17 protein-coding genes and 1 pseudogene are annotated in these 19,509 nt (G+C 72.3%); 9 read left to right on the top strand and 9 right to left on the bottom strand.

Translation table 11 applies throughout. The features are described 5' to 3' along the window. The 4 genes and pseudogenes from ACWCO3_RS15010 to ACWCO3_RS15025 all read right to left on the bottom strand — a co-directional run. Positions 1-483 (bottom strand): annotated as a pseudogene (locus ACWCO3_RS15010) (ABC transporter permease); the annotation flags it as partial. After that, positions 480-1,280: an ABC transporter ATP-binding protein gene (locus ACWCO3_RS15015; RefSeq protein WP_450010408.1), complete on the bottom strand. Its 801-nt coding sequence runs from the start codon at positions 1,278-1,280 to the stop codon at positions 480-482. The pseudogene ACWCO3_RS15010 and the gene ACWCO3_RS15015, both read right to left, overlap by 4 nt. A gap of 20 nt (positions 1,281-1,300) precedes the next feature. Next, positions 1,301-2,098 (bottom strand): hypothetical protein, encoded by a 798-nt coding sequence (locus ACWCO3_RS15020; RefSeq protein WP_450010398.1) that lies wholly within the window; start codon positions 2,096-2,098, stop codon positions 1,301-1,303. Then, positions 2,095-2,649, bottom strand: a complete 555-nt coding sequence (locus tag ACWCO3_RS15025) for an RNA polymerase sigma factor (RefSeq protein WP_208745232.1) — start codon at positions 2,647-2,649, stop codon at positions 2,095-2,097. Before ACWCO3_RS15025 ends, ACWCO3_RS15020 begins: the two co-directional genes overlap by 4 nt. A gap of 260 nt (positions 2,650-2,909) precedes the next feature. Between ACWCO3_RS15025 and ACWCO3_RS15030 the strand changes: the two genes are divergently transcribed. After that, positions 2,910-4,217 carry a multidrug effflux MFS transporter gene (locus ACWCO3_RS15030; protein ID WP_450010400.1) on the top strand — a complete coding sequence of 436 codons (1,308 nt, stop codon included), beginning with the start codon at positions 2,910-2,912 and terminating at the stop codon, positions 4,215-4,217. A 48-nt stretch (positions 4,218-4,265) separates the two neighbouring features. Here the strand turns inward: ACWCO3_RS15030 and ACWCO3_RS15035 are convergent, their stop codons facing one another. Next, the gene (locus tag ACWCO3_RS15035; RefSeq protein ID WP_145786380.1) at positions 4,266-4,937 is read right to left on the bottom strand and encodes a hypothetical protein; all 672 of its coding nucleotides are present in this window, start codon (positions 4,935-4,937) and stop codon (positions 4,266-4,268) included. Between the two features lie 23 nt (positions 4,938-4,960). Here ACWCO3_RS15035 and ACWCO3_RS15040 point away from each other — a divergent pair, with 23 nt between their 5' ends. Both ACWCO3_RS15040 and ACWCO3_RS15045 read left to right on the top strand, forming a co-directional pair. Beyond that, positions 4,961-5,479 (top strand): acyl-CoA thioesterase, encoded by a 519-nt coding sequence (locus ACWCO3_RS15040; protein WP_145786381.1) that lies wholly within the window; start codon positions 4,961-4,963, stop codon positions 5,477-5,479. 142 nt (positions 5,480-5,621) lie between these two features. After that, on the top strand, positions 5,622-7,604 hold the full coding sequence (locus ACWCO3_RS15045; protein ID WP_145786382.1) for an acetoacetate--CoA ligase: 1,983 nt from the start codon (positions 5,622-5,624) through the stop codon (positions 7,602-7,604). Positions 7,605-7,963: 359 nt separating this feature from the next. On the opposite strand, the gene ACWCO3_RS15050 is transcribed toward ACWCO3_RS15045, so the two are convergent. Then, on the bottom strand, positions 7,964-8,653 hold the full coding sequence (locus ACWCO3_RS15050) for a TIGR03089 family protein (protein ID WP_357930693.1): 690 nt from the start codon (positions 8,651-8,653) through the stop codon (positions 7,964-7,966). Between the two features lie 154 nt (positions 8,654-8,807). Between ACWCO3_RS15050 and ACWCO3_RS15055 the strand changes: the two genes are divergently transcribed. Both ACWCO3_RS15055 and ACWCO3_RS15060 read left to right on the top strand, forming a co-directional pair. Continuing rightward, positions 8,808-9,953: a glycosyltransferase family 4 protein gene (locus tag ACWCO3_RS15055; RefSeq protein ID WP_145786384.1), complete on the top strand. Its 1,146-nt coding sequence runs from the start codon at positions 8,808-8,810 to the stop codon at positions 9,951-9,953. A gap of 61 nt (positions 9,954-10,014) precedes the next feature. Beyond that, positions 10,015-11,106 (top strand): mannose-1-phosphate guanylyltransferase, encoded by a 1,092-nt coding sequence (locus tag ACWCO3_RS15060; RefSeq protein ID WP_145786385.1) that lies wholly within the window; start codon positions 10,015-10,017, stop codon positions 11,104-11,106. On the opposite strand, the gene ACWCO3_RS15065 is transcribed toward ACWCO3_RS15060, so the two are convergent. Beyond that, a complete protein-coding gene (locus ACWCO3_RS15065; protein WP_208745233.1) occupies positions 11,075-11,692 on the bottom strand; it encodes an NUDIX hydrolase in 618 nt (205 codons plus the stop codon). The genes ACWCO3_RS15060 and ACWCO3_RS15065 overlap by 32 nt on opposite strands. A gap of 39 nt (positions 11,693-11,731) precedes the next feature. On the opposite strand from ACWCO3_RS15065, the gene ACWCO3_RS15070 reads away from it, so the two are divergent. Together ACWCO3_RS15070 and ACWCO3_RS15075 are read left to right on the top strand one after the other, a co-directional pair. Then, positions 11,732-12,778 carry a DUF4185 domain-containing protein gene (locus ACWCO3_RS15070; protein WP_145786386.1) on the top strand — a complete coding sequence of 349 codons (1,047 nt, stop codon included), beginning with the start codon at positions 11,732-11,734 and terminating at the stop codon, positions 12,776-12,778. Between the two features lie 288 nt (positions 12,779-13,066). Beyond that, positions 13,067-14,065, top strand: coding sequence for an ArsR/SmtB family transcription factor (locus ACWCO3_RS15075; RefSeq protein WP_145786387.1), 999 nt, complete (start codon positions 13,067-13,069; stop codon positions 14,063-14,065). Between the two features lie 12 nt (positions 14,066-14,077). Here the strand turns inward: ACWCO3_RS15075 and ACWCO3_RS15080 are convergent, their stop codons facing one another. Next, positions 14,078-15,163: a coenzyme F420-0:L-glutamate ligase gene (locus ACWCO3_RS15080; RefSeq protein ID WP_145786388.1), complete on the bottom strand. Its 1,086-nt coding sequence runs from the start codon at positions 15,161-15,163 to the stop codon at positions 14,078-14,080. Continuing rightward, positions 15,160-16,107 (bottom strand): 2-phospho-L-lactate transferase, encoded by a 948-nt coding sequence (gene cofD / locus ACWCO3_RS15085; RefSeq protein WP_358161832.1) that lies wholly within the window; start codon positions 16,105-16,107, stop codon positions 15,160-15,162. The genes ACWCO3_RS15080 and cofD overlap by 4 nt, the downstream gene beginning before the upstream one ends. A 98-nt stretch (positions 16,108-16,205) precedes the next feature. Between cofD and ACWCO3_RS15090 the strand changes: the two genes are divergently transcribed. Together ACWCO3_RS15090 and ACWCO3_RS15095 are read left to right on the top strand one after the other, a co-directional pair. Continuing rightward, entirely contained in the window at positions 16,206-17,243 is a 1,038-nt protein-coding gene (locus ACWCO3_RS15090) for a hypothetical protein (protein ID WP_358161830.1), read from the top strand. 213 nt (positions 17,244-17,456) lie between these two features. Beyond that, a partial coding sequence (locus ACWCO3_RS15095) for a bifunctional FO biosynthesis protein CofGH (protein WP_450010406.1) occupies positions 17,457-19,509 on the top strand: 2,053 nt, incomplete at its 3' end.

A 19,509-nucleotide genomic window follows, 5' to 3' on the forward strand; every position in this document is an offset into this window, starting at 1 on the left:
GCGGCCCGGACGTCGAGCTGCGGCACTGTCGGCGGGGTGTTCTCCGGCGCCCAGCCAGGCCGCGGCGACCAACGCCGGGACGCCGACCGCGGTCACGACGATCGCCCTGGCCGGGAAGTACGCCGACGTCCGCACCACCCATCCGGCCGCGATGAGGAACACCAGGAGGTACGCGGTCACCACCGCGATCGCGAGGGCGCCGGCGGTCGGGCCGACGCGTTGCCACCGTGGCCGGACGGTGCTGGCGAACAACTCGTCGACCCGGTTACGCGCGTCGCGCCGCCCCAGCCACGCCCCGCCGGCCAGCGCGAGTGGGAGCAGCACCATCAGCATCGTCCGGGTGGTGACCGCCAGTTGCATCCAGCGCCCGGCGAAGAACTGGGTGGCGGTGAGCAGCAGGACCGTGCCGGTCACCAGCATCAGCAGGGCGACGGCCACCGCCGCCGACCGGCGGAGTTCGATGCGCAGAATTCGTCCGGTCACGCCGACACCCGCCCACGGTAGGCGCGCAGCACCGACGAGTAGCCGCGTTCGGTGGCGCTGTCGCCGGCGTCGTCGGCGCCGCCCTGCTCGGCCAGCTCACCGGTGCTGCCCTGCCACACCAACCGGCCCTCGCTGACCAGCACCACGTCGGTGCAGGCCACAGCGACGTCCTCGACCAGGTGGGTGGAGACGAGTACGCAGCTGTCCAGGCCGATCTCACGCAGCAGCTCACGGAAGTCGAGGCGCTGCTCCGGGTCCAGACCGACCGTCGGCTCGTCGAGCAGCAGCACCGCCGGGTCGTTGACGATCGCCTGGGCGATGCCGGCGCGGCGCAGCATCCCGCCGGACAGCGTCTTCATCCGGGAGTCGGCGCGGTCCGCTAGACCCACCCGTTCGATGGCCCGTTGCACAGCACCGGGGATGACCGCCTTCGGCATCTCCTTGAGCCAGGCCAGGTACTCGACGAACTCCCGGACCGTGAAACGCGGGTAGAAGCCGAAGTGTTGCGGCAGGTAGCCCAGGCCACGTCGTACCCGGCGCAGGTCCGCGCCGGACGTGACGTCCTCGCCGAGCAGTGTGAGTCGACCAGCGGACGGCTTCACCACGGTGGCGAGGGCCCGCATCAACGTCGTCTTGCCGGCGCCGTTGGGGCCGAGCAGCCCGTGTACGCCGATGCCCAACGACAGGTCCAGACCGTTGACCGCCAGGTGCCGGCCGGCCTTGACCTGCAACGTCTCGGCGTGCACCGCCCACGGGTAGGTCGACGGCGCGGTCTCCGCCACGCTGACCGTACGCATCATCATGTCTCCGTATCTCGTCATCGGAAGGTGCTGGTGGGTAGCTGCGACCGCCATCGGGCCTGGACGAAGACCACGGCCAGCAACAGCACCGTGATGAGCGCCCAACCGGTCAGGCTGCTGCCCGCGAGGACGGCCGGGAGTCGCCCGCCGACCAGGCTCGGGGCCACCACACCCACGGACCAGGTGAGCGCCAACGTGAGGGCGGCCCGGTCGATCCCGACCACAGTGCCGAGCGCCAACGCCCCGGCGGTGAAGCCCAGGGCCGGCAGCAACCAGAGGCCGGGGGAGTGCCCGGTGCCCCAGCCGGCCACCGCCAGCACCGGCAGGACCGCGACCAGCACCCCCAACGTGCGGCGCATGAGGAGCGGCAGGCCGGTACGAGGTGTGGTGGTCGTCAACTCCCAGGCCGGGTCGACGCGCCGGCTCCAGACGGCGGCCACCGGCAGCAGCGGCGCGACCGGCGCGACAAGCAGCACCAGTGACGGCAGGGTGGCGAAGGTCTTCTCGAACAGGACCGCGGCCAGCATCAGCCCGGCGGCGGTGCCGAGCCACGGCAGGATCCGGGCGGCCACCCCGGTACGCCGTAGCCGCCGCCGTCGCACCGGCCCCGGACCGCTGGCGATCCCGGCGGCGACAGTGCCGGCGACCCGGTCCAGCAGGTCACGCGTGCCGGGGTCGACAGCATCGGTCAGCAGTGCCCGGCAGTCGGCGCAGGTCTCCAGGTGCGCCTCCACCGCCCAGATGGTCGCGTCGTCGACGCCCACACCGCCCGAGGCGTAGTGGGAGATGAGAGCGGGTGCGGGGTGAGTGGTCATGACAGCGCCTCCCGGAGTGCGATTCGGGCCCGTCGCGCGCGGGTTTTCACGGTCCCCTCCGGCATGCCGAGCAGCAGCGACGTCTCCCGGGCGGTCAACCCGTCGAGGACCATCGCGCGGAGTACCTGCCGTAGCTCCGGGGGTAGCGCGTGCAGGGCCTTTTCGAGGTTGGCGTCCAACCCGCCGGCCAGCGCCTCCTCCTCGGCGGCCGGGGCCACTGTCTCGAAGGTCTGCACCGCCGGGATCCGCTCGCGTCGAGCCCGGTGGCGGAACGCGTCGACCAGCCGGTGGGCGGCGATCGTCCACAGCCAGCCCACGGCGCTGCCGGACGCGGAGGACGACTGCGCCTGACTGCCGGCCGACCGCCACACCGCCAGGTACGTCTCCTGCAACACCTCGGCCACCACGTCCTCGTCGGCGCAGCGCCGACGCAGACGTGCGGTCAACCAGGGGGCGGTACGCCGGTACAGCGCGTCGAACGCGCGTCGGTCGCCCCGAGCGACCCGGCGGAGCAGTTCGCCCTCGTCGAGCCCGTCCAGACTTCGTCTCACGAAAGGCAAGACGACGCGTACCCCCGCTTCGGTTCTCGTTCTGCCGTGACCGCCGTCACACCTGGCATCCGTCGACCGCGATCCGTCGAGGCGTGACACCCCACACACTGGGAACGTCGTACGCCTTCCGGGCGTTCACCTCCACCACGACCCCTGCTCGTCATGTCCTCGCCTCCCCCCACCATGCCCGCTGCTCCTGCGGGTGCGGGGACGCCCCGCACCGCGTGTGACGAGACACCCGCTTCCGCAGAGAGATCGAGATGATGAAGCAGTCCGTGGAAGAGACCGGAGCGGGCACCCGCACGGCAGATCCGACGATCACCGAGGGCGTCCTGCCCGGCGATCTGATGACCAACCGTCAGCGGGTGCAACTCGTCCTCGTGCTGGGGGCGTTGATCGCGATCGGGCCGCTGACCATCGACATGTACCTGCCCGCGCTGCCCGCCATCACGGCAGGTCTCCAGACCACCGAGACCGCTGTGCAGCTGACGCTGACCGGCACGCTTGTCGGTCTCGCCCTGGGCCAGTTGCTGATCGGTCCGCTCTCCGATGTGGTCGGACGGCGGATTCCGCTGCTGGCTGGGCTGGCCGCGCACATCGTGGCCTCCGTGCTGTGCGTCTTCGCGCCCAACATCGAGGTGCTCGGCGCGCTGCGCGTGCTGCAGGGGCTCGGTGTCGCGGCCGCCACAGTTGTCGCCACGGCCGTCGTCCGCGACCTGTTCAGCGGGGCGTCCTTCGCCCGGATCTTCTCCCGGCTGATGCTCGTCATGGGCTTGGCGCCCATTCTCGCGCCGACGCTGGGCAGCGGCCTGCTGAGCTGGACCGACTGGCGGGGCGTCTTCGCGGCGCTGGCGGTGCTCGGTGCGCTGCTGATCGTCGTGGCCGCGCTCCAGCTCCAGGAGACCCTTCCGGTGGCGCGTCGACGGCACGGAGGGGTGGCTGCCACAGTGCGCGACTACCGGGGGCTGCTCAACGACCGGGCGTTCGTCGGCCTGGTGCTGGTCGCCGGGCTGGCGATGGCTGCCCTGTTCGCGTACGTCTCGGGTTCGTCGTTCGTGCTTCAGCAGGAGTACGGCCTCGACGAGCAGCAGTTCGGCATCGCCTTCGGGGCCGGCGCGGTGGGCCTGATCGGGGCCACCCAGTTCAACGTCCGGCTGCTGCGCCGCTACACCCCGCAGCAGATCCTGGTCAGCGCCCTGATCGCCGGCACGGCGGCCGGCCTGCTGCTGGTCATGTTCGCGGCGACCGGCATCGGTGGCCTGGGCACCCTGCTCGCGTCACTGTGGCTGGTCCTGGCCGCCGCCGGCCTCGCCCTGCCGAACGCGCCGGCGCTGGCCATGAGCCGGCACAGCGAGGCCGCTGGCACCGCCGCGGCGCTGCTCGGCGCGGTGCAGTTCGGCATCGGCGCGTTGTCCGCGCCCCTGGCCGGTCTGTTCGGCACCGGGAGCGTACCGATGGCGATCGTCATCGCGGGCGGCATGGCCGCCGCCCTGGTGGTCATGCTCGTCGTCGTCCCCCGTGCCAGCCTCGGCGCCGTCGACCCGGACCTCGCGGTCGCGGTGCACTAGGGCCGCACGAGACAGCGGGCGGGCCGGTCACCCGGCCCGCCCGACGATTCAGCGGATCTCGGTGGTGTCCTCCGGGCGCGGTTGACCGCGCGGCGGAGCGGACCAGGGCGACTCGCCACCGACCCGGCGCGGCAGCGGCTCGGTCGGCGTCGAATCAGCCGGGTAACCCAGAGTGAGCGGCGCGGTGTCCCGCTCCGTCGGCGTGGCCGGCGGCCAGTCGGTGAGGGTGAAGTCGTCGTTGCGGGGGCCTCCGTCCGGCACGGGGGCCGGCGTCGCGGCCGGCTCGGTCGCCGGGTGGGGCCATTGCCGCCACCGCTGCATGCTGAAGGTCGCCATCAGCAGCAGCAGGCCCACGAGGAAGAGCGTGCCGTTCTCCACCGGCAGCCGCAGCGGCAGCGGATCGCCGAACACCTTCCACCCGTGCGGGATCGCGTCCCGCACCGCGAACGGCGCCACGAACATCCCGATGTACGGGGTGACCAGCAGCAATCCGGCCACCAGCGGGCCCAGCGGTGAGAAACGCAGCGTGCCGAGCAGGCCCAACAGGACACCGCCGACACCGAGGTACACGGCCGGCTCGATCAGGTTGGCGGTGTTGAACGTGCCGATCTCCACCCAGCGGTCGACCGTCCGGCTCGACCCGTCCTGCCCCAGTGTGACCAGCACCCAGGTGATGGGCGCCACCACCAGCCCGGCGAGGAAGCTCCAGAGATGTCGCATCCGCGCACCGTACCGTTTTCGACATGACTGAGCACCTCTCCGCCGCACCGGTCGGCAAGCCGACGTCGTACTCGCGCGTCACGCTGAGCAAGATCATGACCGCTGTGGACGTGAACCTCTACGGCACCGTGCACGGCGGGGTCCTGATGAAGTTCGTCGATGACGTGGCGGGCGCCGCCGCGGCCCGGCACAGCGGAGGCACGGCGGTGACCGCGGCGATCGACGAGATCGTCTTCTCCGAGGCGGTCCGGGTCGGTGACCTGGTGCACGCACACGCGCAGGTGAACTGGACCGGCCAGACCTCGATGGAGGTCGGCGTGCGGGTGGTCGCCGAACGGTGGGACTCGGCCGAGGACGCGGCGGTGCGGGTGGCCACCGCATACCTGGTCTTCGTCGGCGTGGACGTCGGCGGGGCGCCGCGGGCGGTCCGCCCGGTGCTGCCGGAGACCGCGGAGGACGAGCGCCGGTACAAGGAGGCGGAGATCCGCCGGGCGCACCGCCTCGCCCGCCGCCGCGCCATCCAGGCCCACCGCGCCGGCTGACCCACATGGGTCGGCGGGGTGGAGTGTGGGACGGGCACGCGTCGGTCGGCGCACCCGGTGCGCAGAATGGCGCTTCGAGGTAGGGCAAGATGGCGCCACGGCCCATTCACAACGTCGTGCCGGGCCAGGGGAGGGTGGACCAGTGGGTGACATGCTGTGGGCGCCGCCGGCGGACGTACGCGAGCGGTCCCGGATCGGCGGCTACCTGCGCTGGCTGCGGGAGCACCGAGGGCTGGACTTCGCCGACTACGACGCGCTGTGGCGCTGGTCCACCACCGATCTGGACGGGTTCTGGCGCTCCATCTGGGATCACTTCGAGGTGATCGCGCACACCCCGCCGACCGCCACCTTGGCCGAGCGGGGGATGCCCGGGGCCCGCTGGTTCCCCGGGGCCACGCTCAACTACGCGGAGAACGTGCTGCGGATGCCGGGGCGGGTCGACGACGACCCGGTGGTGATCGCGCACGGGCAGACCCGACCGCCGGTCACGCTGACCGCCGGGGAGCTGCGTGCGCAGGTGCGCCGGGTGTCGGCAGGGCTGCGCCGGCTCGGCGTCACCGCCGGTGACCGGGTGGCGGCGTACGCCCCCAACATTCCCGAGACGTACGTCCTCCTGCTGGCCACCGCCAGCCTGGGCGCTGTCTTCTCGTCCTGCGCGCCCGAGTTCGGCACCCGCAGCGTCACCGACCGGTGGCAGCAGATCGAGCCGACCGTGCTGGTCGCCGTGGACGGCTACCGCTACGGCGACAAGCCGGTGGACCGGCGCGCCGAGGTGGCGGCGATCCGGGCCGCCCTGCCGTCGCTGCGGCACACCGTCAGCATCCCCTACCTCGACCCGCAGGCGACGCCGCAGGACGGCGAGCTGGGCTGGGCCGAGCTGGCCGCGCCGACCGACGAGCCGTTGACGTTCACGCCGGTACCGTTCGACCACCCGCTCTACGTTCTCTACTCCTCGGGCACCACCGGGCTGCCCAAGCCGATCGTGCACGGCCACGGCGGCATCCTGCTGGAACACCTGAAGATGCTCGCCCTGCACCACGACCTGGGCCCGGCGGACCGCTTCTTCTGGTTCACCACCACCGGCTGGATGATGTGGAACTTCCTGGTCTCGGGCCCGGCGGTGGGCGCGACCATCGTGCTCTTCGACGGCAATCCCGGCCACCCCGACCTCGGTGGGATGTGGCGGCTGGCGGCGGAGACCGGCACCACGTACTTCGGCACCTCAGCCCCGTTCCTGTTGGCCTGCCGCAAGGCCGGGCTGGTCCCACGGGAGATCGCCGACCTGTCCGCGCTGCGCGGGGTGGGTTCCACTGGTGCGCCGCTGCCCGCCGAGGGCTTCCACTGGGTGTACGAGACCGTCGGCGACCACCTCCAGCTCCAGTCGCTCTCCGGTGGCACCGACGTGTGCACCGGTTTCGTCGGTGGGGTGCCGCTGCTGCCGGTGTACGCCGGTGAGATCGCCTGCCGTGCCCTGGGCGCGAAGGTGGAGGCCCGCTCCGCCGACGGCACCCCGGTCATCGGTGAACTGGGCGAGTTGGTGATCACCGAGCCGATGCCGAGCATGCCGGTGGGCTTCTGGAACGACAGGGACGGCGTCCGCTACGCCGAGGCGTACTTCGACGTCTACCCCGGCGTGTGGCGGCACGGCGACTGGATCACCATCAACGAGAGGGGCGGCTGCGTGATCACCGGACGCTCCGACGCCACCCTCAACCGTGGTGGGGTGCGGCTGGGCACCGCCGAGTTCTACTCCGTGGTCGAGGGGCTGGACGAGGTGCTCGACTCCGTCGTCGTGCACCTGGAGGACGACGAGGGTGGCGCCGGTGAGCTGCTGCTCTTCGTGGTGCTCGCCGAGGGTCTGACCCTTGACGACGCGATGCGCGCGACGATCTGTCGCGAACTCCGCACCGCTCTCTCGCCCCGACACGTGCCCGACGAGATCCACCAGGTGCGGTCGGTGCCCCGCACCCTGTCGGCGAAGAAGCTGGAGGTGCCGGTCAAGAAGATCCTCACCGGCACGCCGGTGGACCAGGCCGCGGCGAAGGGTGCCCTGGCCAACCCCGAGTCCCTGACCGCCTTCGCGGCCCTGGCCCAACGCCGTCCCCCGACCGGAACGCCCGTCTGAGACCTCCCGCGCTGGGCTCGGAGGGCCCGCCCGAGGCCTGGTCCGCGTCCCTTGTTCACCTTCCCCGCGTCCACGCCCGTCGCGGCGATCGGCCCCGACCCGACCCCGACCCCGACCCCGACCCGGGATTGTTTGCCCCTTTGCTCTGCACCCCCGGATGCGCCAGTCGGAGTCCCGCACTGGTCCGTGGAGGTCGGTGCGGGCCGACGCGGCTGGCGCATCGGCGGGTGCAGAGCAAAGGGAAGGTCGGTGGGTGGCGGCTGGCGCATCGGCGGGTGCAGAGCAAAGGGAGACTCAGCACCTAGTCGGCCCACTCGCGGGCGCGCACGTCGGACGTTCCGCAGGGCACGGCGACCGGACTACCGGAGGGAGTGGGTGACTCTCTCGGTGATGAGCCTGTCGGCCAACCGGGCGGGGTCCTGGTTGGCGCAGAGGACCACGGTGGCGGCCCGGGTCAGCGGTGCCAGCAGCCAGTCGACCGGGTCGGGGTGCCCGGCGGCGTCGATGAGGACCCGGGCGCCGGGAAGAATGCCCAGTTCGTCGGCGCGGGCCTCGGCCCGGGTCAGCAGACGCGCGTCGGCGGGGCCCGGACCGGGCTGCGGCGTGAAGTGGTCGCCGTGCCGGCGTACCTCCACCACGTAGTCGGCGAACCCTGGCGGCACCTGCCGTAGTGGGGCGGCGAGCGGGGCCAACCCGAGGGCGTACCGCTCGTCGGCAGCCCAGGACTGCGCCTCGTCGAACTGGTCGACGGCGGCGAAGAGCACGTCCACGGCTCCCGGCGTGTCGACGACGTTCAACTTGGCCGACCAGCAACCCAGCAGCACCGCCGCGGCCTGCCAGTGCGGCGGCAGCAACACGCCGGCCGGGGTGCCCGGGGCGAGGCCGACCTCGTCGACGAGAAGATTGGCGGTCTTCGCCACCCAGTTCGCCAGGGTGGTGCCGGAAAGTTCGGTGCGGTCCCCGCTGGCATCGTCGTACCAGGTGAGCAACGGTCTGGTCGGGTCGGTCGCGATCGCATCGGCGAAGACCCGGGCAATATTGTCGGCCATCGGCGCGAACGATACGCCCCTGCCGGCCGTACTCGATGGCGATGACAAGTCGGCGTACCGTCGGGTCGCAGTCAGCGCCGCCCCCGCGCTCCGGCGTAGGCTTGGCCCCCGGAGTGTTTTTCCCCACAGACCCGCCAGTGCAAGGAGTCGCCCCGTGACCGCCGGTCGCCCGCCCCGCGTGCTCATCGACGCCACGAGTGTCCCCGCCGACCGTGGTGGTGTCGGTCGCTACGTCGACGGTCTGCTCGGTGCCCTCGGCAAGGTGTGCGGGTCGGGGGTGGAGCTGGCGGTGGTCAGCCTCCGCACCGACCTGGAGCGTTACACCCGCATGCTGCCCGGTGCGGAGATCATTCCCGCCCCGGCCGCCGTGGCCCACCGTCCGGCCCGGCTCGCCTGGGAGCAGACCGGCCTGCCGCTGCTCGCCCAGCAGGTCGGTGCGGAGGTGCTCCACTCGCCGTTCTACACCTGCCCGCTGCGGGCCGGCTGTCCGGTCACTGTCACAGTGCACGACGCGACGTTCTTCACCGAGCCGGAGCACTACGACAAGTCCCGCCGCACGTTCTTCCGCAGCGCCATCAAGACCTCGCTGCGCCGCGCCGACCGGGTGATCGTGCCCAGCAAGGCCACCCGGGACGAGCTGATCCGGCTGCTCGACGCCGACCCGACCCGGATCGACGTGGCCTACCACGGTGTCGACCAGGCTGCCTTCCACGCTCCCACCGAGGAGGAGAAGGCCCGAGTCCGCGCTCGGCTGGGGCTCGGCAACAGCAGCTACGTCGCGTTCCTCGGGGCCAAGGAGCCGCGGAAGAACGTACCCAACCTGATCCGTGGTTGGGCGCGCGCGGTGGCCGACCGGTCCGACCCGCCGGCCCTGGTGATCGCCGGCGGGCAGGGGCACGACGACGACATCGACCGGGCCGTCGCCGAGGTGCCGTCGCACCTGCGCCTGCTGCGCCCCGGCTACCTGCGTTACGCCGACCTTCCGGGCTTCCTCGGTGGCGCCCTGGTCGCCGCCTATCCGTCCTACGGCGAGGGGTTCGGCCTGCCGATCCTGGAGGCGATGGCGTGCGCCGCCCCGGTGCTGACCACTCCCCGGCTGTCGCTGCCCGAGGTGGGTGGCGACGCGGTCGCGTACACGTCGGAGGACCCGGAGCAGATCGGCACCGACCTGGCCGCCCTTCTCGACGACGAGCAACGACGGTTGTCGCTGGCGAAGGCGGGCTTCGACCGGGCGAAGGAATTCACCTGGGAGTCCAGCGCCGAGGTGCACATCGCCGCCTGGAGCCGGGCCCGATCCTGACTCTCCGACCCGAGTGGTGACCCGTGCCACTCCGGACAGGCTCGTCGGGCATGATGTGCGGATGCTTTATGCGGTCATTCCGGCAGGTGGCAGCGGCACGAGGTTGTGGCCGTTGTCCCGCGCCGGCCACCCGAAGTTTCTCCATCCGCTGACCGGCACCAGCGCCTCGCTGCTGCAGGCGACCGTGGAACGGCTCGCGCCGCTGACCACACCGGATCGGACCCTTGTGGTCACCGGTGCCGCGCACGTCGCGGCGGTGGCCCGGCAGCTGACCGGTCTGCCCGAGGAGAACATCCTGGTCGAGCCGTCCCCTCGGGATTCCTGCGCGGCGATCGCGTTGGCGGCGGCGGTGATCGCGGCGCGCGACCCGAACGCGGTGATGGGCAGCTTCGCGGCCGACCACCTGATCCGCGACCCGGACAGCTGGGTCCGCACGGTCCAGGAGGCGGTCCGCGGTGCCGAGCAGGGCATGCTGATGACCGTCGGGATCACCCCGACCCGGCCGGAGACCGGCTACGGCTACCTGGAGACCGGCGAGGACACCGACGGCTCGCCGTGGCGGCAGGTGGCCGAGTTCAAGGAGAAGCCGGGCGCCGAGGTCGCCGAGGCGTACGTCCGTTCGGGCCGGCACCTGTGGAACGCGAGCATGTTCGTGTGGCGGGTGGACGTCTTCCTCGCCGAGTTGGCCCGTCAACAGCCGGCGTTGCACGCGGGCGTCGTCGCGATCGCCGCCGCCTGGGGCACCCCGGAGCAGGACGAGGTTCTCGGCGCGATCTGGCCGACCCTGCCGAAGATCTCGGTGGACTACGCGGTGATGGAGGGCGCGGCCACCGCGGGTCGAGTGGCGACAGTGCCGGGCGACTTCGGCTGGAACGACGTCGGCGACTTCCACACCCTGGGCGACGTGCTGCCGGCCGACGACGCGGGCAACGTGGTGCTCGGCACCGACGCGAAGCCCGGTGTGCTGCTGCGGGACAGCAGCAACCTGGTCGTCGTGCCGCAGTCGGGACGGTTGGTGGCCGTCCTCGGGTTGCAGGACCTGATCGTGGTGGACACCCCGGACGCGGTGCTGGTCTGCCCGCGCGACCGGGCGCAGGACGTCAAGGCCCTGGTCGACGAGCTCAAGGAGCGAGGCGAAGAGGGCTACGTCTGAGGGCTGCGAGGGCCGGCGCGACCAGTTGCACGGTCCCGCCGGCCAGTGGCTCGGGCAGGTTGTCCGGCGGGAACCAGCCCAGCTCCTCGGCCTCGTCGCTGACCTGCTCCACCGCCCCGGGCGGGGCGAGCACGGCGAACCGGACGTCGTGGTGCAAGGAGCCACCCTGGCACTGCACCGGGTGTACGTCCACGTCGATCGGCACCGGGTCGATGCGCAGGTCGGCGATCCCGGACTCCTCGGTGGCCTCGCGGAGCGCGGCGGCCACCAGGGTCTGGTCGACCGGCTCGCAGTGCCCGCCGAGTTGCACCCACCGCCCGAATTTGCCGTGCAGGCAGAGCAGCACGCGCGAGCCGGTGGCGTCGAGGACCAGCGCGCTCGCGGTGATGTGCCCGGGGCGGTGCTGCCTGCTCATCGCGATCGGGCCGGCGTCGAGCAGGCGGAGGGTGCGGTCCCGTGCGCGGGCCGCATCCGGGCTGGTGGGCTGCCAGTCGCCGAGCAGCGCGGTGGCGTCGGCGTGCAGCGCCGTGTACGTCGCGGCATCGGTCGGGTGAGCGGTCGGTCCGGGGATCGCGGTGTCGGGCACCCCGACACTGTACGAGCGTGTGCTCCGTAGGCTGGCTCGGTGACCCTGCGACTCGTCGAATTCGTGGTGGCCGGCAACGAGGCCAGTGACCTGCTGCCGGTGCGGTCGGCGGCCCTGCTTCGCGCGTACGGCGCTCGGCGGGGTTTCTGGACAGTGCTGGACGAGGGGCCGGTGGAGCGCTGCCTCGCGTTGCTGCTGGAACTGGACGACGGCCAGTGGACGGCCCGGCACGTGCTGGCGGACGCCGGTGCGGAGAACGGGCGGACCGAGGACGGTGAGGCGCTCGCCCACCACGACGGCTGGGTCTACGTCTTCGGCTCCCACTTCGGCTCGAAGGGTGGCCCGCTGCGCCCCCGACGTGCCTTCGTGGCCCGGTTCCGGGAGGACGAGGCGGCGGCCGGGCCGCTCCCGGTGCACGTGGTGCGCAACTCGTTCCGGCTGCACCGGGCAGTGAACGACGCCCTCGCCGGGTCGCCGCTGGTCCTGTTGCCCCGGGGGGAACGGGTGCGGGCCCGGTTCATCGTGGAAACCCTGGCCAGGGGCACCGCCCGGGAGAAGAGCTGGGTGAGTCGCCTCACCCCGGACGACCTGCCGTTGAACGTGGAGGCTGCGGCCTTCACCCCGGGCGGGACGGTGCTGCTCGGGCTGCGTTTCCCGGTCACCGAGGCCGGTGAGCCGATCCTGGTCGAGGTGGCCGACGTGCCGGGTATGTTCACGGCCGAGCCGGCGTGGCCACGGGCGGTGCGCACGTACGTGTTGACCGGGGTCACCCCGCCCGGAGAGCTGACCGGCTTTCGGGCGATCAGCCCGACGGCGGACGGCGGGTACGCGGCCGTGATCGGCTCGATCGACGCGCTGGGCAAGGGATCGGTGCTGCTGGACGACCACCCCGGCGGGGGTGACGTCACCTCCCGACACGTGCGTTTCCGACTCCCGGACGGTAGGTCGGACGACGCGTGCCGGCTCGGCGGGGAACTGGTGGCGGATTTGGCGCCGTTCCACCACGTCGAGGGGGTGGCCGAGTTGGACGGGCGGCCGTTCTACGTCACGGACGAGGACCACCGGGTCGCGCTCTGGGTCGGCTGAGTCGGGCGGGAGGATGCGTGGGTGGGGTGACCGGGCGGCACCTCTGCGGAGCAAGGGCCGCAGACCCTCGTGGTGCCGCCCGATCACCGGGGCCTCCCCGGTCCCGGTGCCCTGCGCCGGGACGTCGAGGACGCGCCGGCACCTCGTGCTCGAGCACTGGAAGCATGCCGAACCGGCCCGGAGGACGTCGAGGTTTTTCAGCTCAGGCTTAAAGATGGAGATTAGTGCCGTCCAGGTAGAGTCGAACGGTCAACCGGCATCCCCCTGCCGGCGACACGGGAGCGCACCATGCTGAAGATCCATTTTTCTGGGGAGGACATCCTCCGGACCCGGGTGGCGCCGGCTGCGGACCCGATCTGGGAGCTGGTCCTCAGCCTGCACGTGCTCCAGGGCCGCAACCGCGATCCGTTGACGGCGCACTGGCGGCGCTCCGTGTCCCGAGGGCTGCGTCAGGACGTCGCCTCCGAGCAGCTCCGGTTGCTGTTCGCGCTCAACCCGCCACGCGGCTACTTTCCCGACTTCCTCACCCCGTACGCCAGCGTCGACGGTTTCGAAGCCGGGCTGGACGCGCTCCGCCGAACCCCCACCGAGCTCCTGCATCGGGACCTGAGCGTGCTGGCCGCCGAGAACCAGTTGCCCTCCTCGGCCGCCGCGCTGGCCCGAGGCGAGGTGGCGGTGCTGCATCACCTCGCCGAGTCGATGGAGCAGTACCGGTCGTTGGCGATCAGCCCGTACTGGAACCGGATCCAGGCCGCGGTGGCGGCGGACCGGGCTCGCCGGGCCCGTGCGCTGCTCGACGGCGGCGTCGAGGGTCTGCTCACCAGCCTCCGGCCGGCCATGCGTTGGGACGGCGGGGTGCTCGAGGTCCGGGACTACCCGCACAGTCGGGAGATGCACCTGGACGGTCGCGGGCTGCTGCTGGTGCCGTCGTTCTTCTGCGCGAGCACCCCTGTCGCGCTGCTCGACCCGGCGTTGCCGCCGGTGCTGGTCTACCCGGTGGACCGGCTGGGCGGGCTGGCGCCGGCCGACGGCATCGCTGCTGCCCCGTCCGGTGCTACCCGCGACTCACTCGCCGCGCTGCTCGGCCGCACCCGGGCGGCGGTGTTGCAGGCCAGCGACGAGGGCTGCACCACCGGCGAGGTCGCCCGCCAGCTGAACATCTCGCCCGCCGCGGCGAGCCAGCACGCCACAGTCCTGCGCAACGCCGGCCTGCTGGTCAGTCACCGGGAACGCAACAGCGTGCTGCACACGTTGACGCCGCTCGGTCGGGCCATGCTGGACGCCTGACCCGGCCGTCTCTCACAGAGCGAGCGCGGCGCTCGCCGGGCTGCCCGGCGGTGGCGGCAACAGAGTGGACTCGACACCCTCAGCGGCCAGGGCGACGCGCAGCCGGTGCAGGTCGGCGCCGAAGCGGACCAGACCGATCGGCTCGACCGGCGTCGGGGCCGAGCCCAGCAGCAGGGCCGCGCCCTCTGGCCATCCCGGCATCTCGGCGACCAGTCCGGCGCGTACCTCCGCCTCGTCGACCAGTGTGAAGACCGTGCCGGGGGCGACGACGTCGGCGATCGCGTCGATCGCCCGTCGCACCGCGCCCAGGTCCGCAGGCGTCGAGCCGAGCGCGTCGCTCAGGGTGGCGGCGTCGGCGAGTCCGGCGGCCCGGGCCTCGGCAGTGCCGAGCGAGAAGAGGTCCTGTGCGGCGTCGCGGACCAGCGCCCGCGCACCGGCGGTGTCCTCCGGGTCGGTGCTAGACAGGTAGCCCCGCACTACAGCGACCGGGACCTGGTCGCACTTCCCCTTGATCAGCTCGCCGGCGCCCGCCAGCTCGTCCACCACTGCCATCTGGGTCAACTGCAGCTCGTTGCCGTACGGGTCGATCTCGCCCCGGTGGTCACGTATGGCCGGCATTCCGGCCACGCCGAGCGCCACGTCGGTGAGCCCGTTGCGCCAGGGTCGCCCCATCGTGTCGCTGATGATCACCGCGACATCCAGCTCGTAGCGCTCCCGCAGCGCCTCGCGCAGGGCCCGCGCCGAGGCGTCCGGGTCGACCGGCAGCAGCACCAGCTGGGTCTTGTCCACGTTCGACGCGTCGATGCCCGCAGAGGCCATCACGAAGCCGTGGTGGGTCTGCACGATCCGGGTCGGCCCTCGGCTGGCGACCACCCGGGCGGTCTCACCGGCCAGCACCTCGTCGCGTGCGGCCAGCCGCTCCGGCCCGTCCGCCGGGACGTCGACCAGTCGCCCCTCCGCCTTGGAGACGATTTTGCTGGTCACCACCAGGACGTCACCGTCACGCAGCCACGGTGCCGCGGTCGCGATCACCGCCGGCAGATCGTCACCCTCGGTCACGTGGCCGATGCCGAGCACCGGCAGGATTTCGAGCCTCACGTCAACTCCACCGCGGCGCGGACCATCGCCGCCGTCGCCGCCTCGTCGGTCATCCGCAACGGCACCGCGCGGACCGTCACATCGGGCACCAGCGTGCCGGCGTCCTCCTCGGCCACCAGCCACCCGTCCAGCAGGCCGCCGTCCGGCCGGCCTCCGTACAGGCCGCCCACCCCGGCGGCGCTGCACTCGACGCCGAGCACGTCGAGGCACCGGTCGGCCATCCCGCGCACCGGAGCACCGCCGATGATCGGCGAGACACCGACCACCGGCGCCGGGCCGTCCACGACCGCCTCGCGCAGCCCCGGTACGGCCAGCACCGGCGCCACGCTCACCACGGGGTTGCTGGGCGCGACGAGCACCAGGTCGGCCGAGCCGATCGCCTCCAGCACCCCGGGTGCCGGCTTCGCCGTCTCCGCTCCGACGAACACGAAGCGCTGGGTGGGGATGTCAGCCCGGTACCGGACCCACCACTCCTGGAAGTGGATCGCCCGTTGCCCCTGCTCGTCCTCGACGACAGCGTGGGTTTCGAGCCGGTCGTCGGTGGCCGGCAGCAGGCGTACCCCCGGCTCCCAGCGGGTGGACAGCGCCTCGGTGACCGCGCTCAACGGGTAACCGCCGTTGAGCATGGTGGAACGCACCAGGTGCGTGGCGATGTCCTTGTCGCCGAGACCGAACCAGGTCGGCTGCGCCCCGTACGCGGCCAGCTCGTCCTTGACCGTCCAGCTCTCGCCGACCCGACCCCAGCCCCGTTCCGGGTCCGCGCCGCCGCCGAGCGTGTACATGACGCTGTCCAGGTCAGGGCAGATCTTCAACCCGTGCAGCCACAGGTCGTCGCCGACGTTGACCACGGCGGTCACCTCCGCGCCGACGTCCCGGGCGTACGCCCGGACGCCGAGCAGGAACCGGGCGCCACCAATGCCGCCGGCCAGAACCACGATGCGCATGTCGACCATCCTCGCTCACGTGACGCCTCCGGTCCGCCGGTGACCCGGGAGACTAGGCTCACGTGCGCCCTGTTCGTTCCTGCCCCGAGGGGGAGCTCGTGACCAGCCCCGCCGAGCCCGCGTCGACCGACGCGACGCAGGCCCGTCAGCTGACCAAGCCACTACGCGAGCTCGCTGCGCTCGCGCTGCTCGGCGCCAACGCCGTGTTCCTCTTCGTGGGCCTGCTCCGCCTGATCGCCCCGAACGACTACAGCTCCTTCACCGACCGGGCGGGCAGCGCGTTCTACTCGTTCATCGGGGTGGAGGCGGTGGCTCTGCCGTTACTGGCCGTGCTGCTGGCCACGCACATCTCGCCGGTGCTGCCGAAGGCGAAGCTGATCACACAGGTGGCCCTCGTCGAGTACGCGGTCAGCGCCTTCTTCGGCACGTTGACCATGCTGATCTGGACGGTCGGCCGCCTGGCCCAGGCCGAGATCCTCGATGCGCTCCTCGGGGTGCTCACCCGGTTCGCCTGGATGGTCGTCTTCGCGGTCGCCGCGTGGGTGGTCTACACGGTCTGGCGTGCCCACTACTACGTGCCGCGGCCCAAGCCGCAGCCCGGCGTCTACGGGCAGCCGCAGCCGGGTCAGCCGCATCCTGGTTGGCCGCAGCAGCAGGGTGGTTGGCCGGCGCCGGGGCAGCCTGGTGGTCAGCAGCAGGGTGGATGGCCCTCCGCCGGCCAGCCGGGCGGATACCCGCCGGCGCAGTACCCGGGCCAGTTCGGTCAGCCGTCGCCGCCGTTCCAGGCGCCGCAGTCGGCACCGCCGCACCCGCAGTCCGCGCCGTTCCCGCAGTCCGCGCCGCCGTTCCAGGCTGCGCCGCAGTCGGCGCCGCCGTTCCCACAGTCCGCGCCGCCGGTCAACCCCGCGCCGCCGTCTCCCGCCGCGCCGCCGTTCGGGCAGCCGCCGTCGGCAGATCCCACGCAGGCCATTCCGCGTCAGCCCGCCGACTCGGCCGCCGCCGACAGGACTCAGGCCATCGCGCACCCCGACTCGGCTCCCGCAGACCCGACGCAGGCGATCACCCGTCCCACCGACTCGGACGACGACCGCACCCAGCACATCAGGCCCGGAGAGCACCCCGACCAGCCCCGCTGAGCCGGACTTCATGATCAGGTGATGAAAAGTAGTTCCACAGACGCTCTGGCACCTACTTTTCATCACCTGATCACCAGGGGGGGGATCGCCAGCGCCGGCGCGGCGAGATCAGCGGGCACTGTCACCGCGCCGGGTGCCGAGCCAGGTGGGCCGTTTCTCACGGTGCGGGCACTGGTCGGTCGAACGGGCTCGCGCTGCGCATAGGCTGAGCGGATGGTTGATCGCATCCACTCCGGCGCGAGCGGCGACTCCGGCCTGAGCGACCACTCCGGCCCGAGCGACGCGAGCGTGCGGCGCGCCCTGGGCCGGGCCGCGACCGGGCGGGCGCTGGATGTCGACGAGGCGACCGCACTGCTGTCGGCCCGTGGTGACGCGCTCGACGAGTTGCTCCGGGTGGCCGGGGGGATCCGGGACGCCGGGCTGCGCGACGCCGGGCGGCCGGGCGTGGTCACGTACTCCAAGAAGGTCTTCATCCCGCTGACCCGGCTCTGCCGGGACCGCTGCCACTACTGCACGTTCGCGACGGTGCCGCACCGGCTGCCGGCGCCGTTCCTGGACCGCGACGAGGTGCTGGCCATCGCCCGGGAGGGCGCCGCGCAGGGCTGCAAGGAGGCTCTGTTCACCCTGGGTGACCGGCCGGAGGAGCGGTGGCCAGCGGCCCGGACCTGGTTGGACGAGCGTGGCTACGACTCCACACTGGACTACCTGCGCGCCTGCGCGGTCGCGGTGCTGGAGGAGACCGGGTTGTTGCCGCACCTCAACCCGGGGGTGCTGTCCTGGTCGGAGTTGCAGCGGCTCAAGCCGGTCGCGCCGAGCATGGGCATGATGCTGGAGACGACCGCGACCCGGCTCTGGTCCGAGCCGGGTGGCCCGCACTTCGGCTCACCGGACAAGGAGCCGGCGGTCCGGCTGCGGGTGCTGGACGACGCCGGCCGGGTCGGGGTGCCGTTCACCACGGGCATCCTGATCGGCATCGGGGAGACCCCGGCAGAGCGGGTGGACGCGCTCTTCGCGATCCGCCGCGCGCAGCGGGAGTACGGGCACCTCCAGGAGGTGATCGTGCAGAACTTCCGCGCCAAGCCGGACACGGCGATGCGCGGCATGCCTGACGCGGAGTTGCACGACCTGGCCGCCACGGTGGCGGTGGCCCGGTTGCTGCTCGGCCCGAAGGCCCGGATCCAGGCCCCGCCGAATCTCATCGCCGGCGAGTACGACCTGCTGCTGCGGGCCGGCATCGACGACTGGGGTGGCGTCTCCCCGCTCACCCCGGACCACGTCAACCCGGAGCGCCCGTGGCCGCAGATCGAGGAGCTGGCCCGGCACACCGAGCTGGCCGGGTTCACACTGCGGGAGCGGTTGACGATCTACCCGGAGTACGTGCGTGCCGGTGACCCGTGGCTCGATCCTCGGCTGCTGCCGCACGTGAGCGCGCTCGCCGATCCGGAGACGGGCATGGCTGTCGAGTCGGCACTGCCGCAGGGGCGCCCCTGGCAGGAGCCGGAGGAGACGTTCGGCGGGCGGGTCGACCTGCACGCCACCATCGACACCACCGGCCGCACCGACGACCGGCGCGGTGACTTCGACAGCGTCTACGGCGACTGGTCCGAGGTGGCTGGCAAGGTCGCACCCGAGGCGGCGGCGCGTCGCGCGGGCGTACCCCCGACGCCGACCGGGAGCGGCGCGGACCGTGACCTGGCGGCCGGGCTGCGGCTCGCCGCCGACGATCCGGCGGCGCTGCTCGACCCCCGGCACACCGACGCGGCGTTGGCGCTGTTCGGCGCGGACGGGCCGGCGCTCGACGAGCTGTGCCGTCTGGCCGACGACGTGCGCCGCGACGTGGTCGGCGACGACGTGACCTACGTGGTCAACCGCAACATCAACTTCAGCAACGTCTGCTACGTGGGCTGCCGGTTCTGTGCCTTCGCGCAACGCGAACGGGACGCCGACGCCTACCGGCTCTCCGTCGACCAGGTCGCCGACCGGGCCGAGGAGGCGTGGGCGGCCGGCGCCAGCGAGGTCTGCCTCCAGGGCGGCATCGACCCGAAGATGCCGGTCACCGGGTACGCCGACATCGTGCGCGCGATCAAGGCCCGGGTGCCCGACATGCACGTGCACGCGTTCTCGCCCATGGAGATCGTCACCGCCGCCGCGAAGGCCGGCGTGCCGGTCCGCGAGTGGCTGATCCAGCTGCGGGAGGCCGGGCTGGACACCATCCCGGGCACCGCCGCCGAGATCCTCGACGACGATGTGCGGTGGGTGTTGACCA

It is taken from the genome of Micromonospora sp. NPDC002411 (assembly GCF_053592955.1).

Coding starts and splice junctions, on each gene's coding strand:
- ACWCO3_RS15035 (WP_145786380.1), bottom strand. CDS start 4,937: ATGCGACATCTCTGGAGCTTCCTCGCCGGGCTGGTGGTGGCGCCCATC.
- ACWCO3_RS15075 (WP_145786387.1), top strand. CDS start 13,067: ATGCTGAAGATCCATTTTTCTGGGGAGGACATCCTCCGGACCCGGGTG.
- ACWCO3_RS15015 (WP_450010408.1), bottom strand. CDS start 1,280: ATGCGTACGGTCAGCGTGGCGGAGACCGCGCCGTCGACCTACCCGTGG.
- ACWCO3_RS15060 (WP_145786385.1), top strand. CDS start 10,015: ATGCTTTATGCGGTCATTCCGGCAGGTGGCAGCGGCACGAGGTTGTGG.
- ACWCO3_RS15020 (WP_450010398.1), bottom strand. CDS start 2,098: ATGACCACTCACCCCGCACCCGCTCTCATCTCCCACTACGCCTCGGGC.
- cofD (WP_358161832.1), bottom strand. CDS start 16,107: ATGCGCATCGTGGTTCTGGCCGGCGGCATTGGTGGCGCCCGGTTCCTG.
- ACWCO3_RS15040 (WP_145786381.1), top strand. CDS start 4,961: ATGACTGAGCACCTCTCCGCCGCACCGGTCGGCAAGCCGACGTCGTAC.
- ACWCO3_RS15050 (WP_357930693.1), bottom strand. CDS start 8,653: ATGGCCGACAATATTGCCCGGGTCTTCGCCGATGCGATCGCGACCGAC.
- ACWCO3_RS15030 (WP_450010400.1), top strand. CDS start 2,910: ATGATGAAGCAGTCCGTGGAAGAGACCGGAGCGGGCACCCGCACGGCA.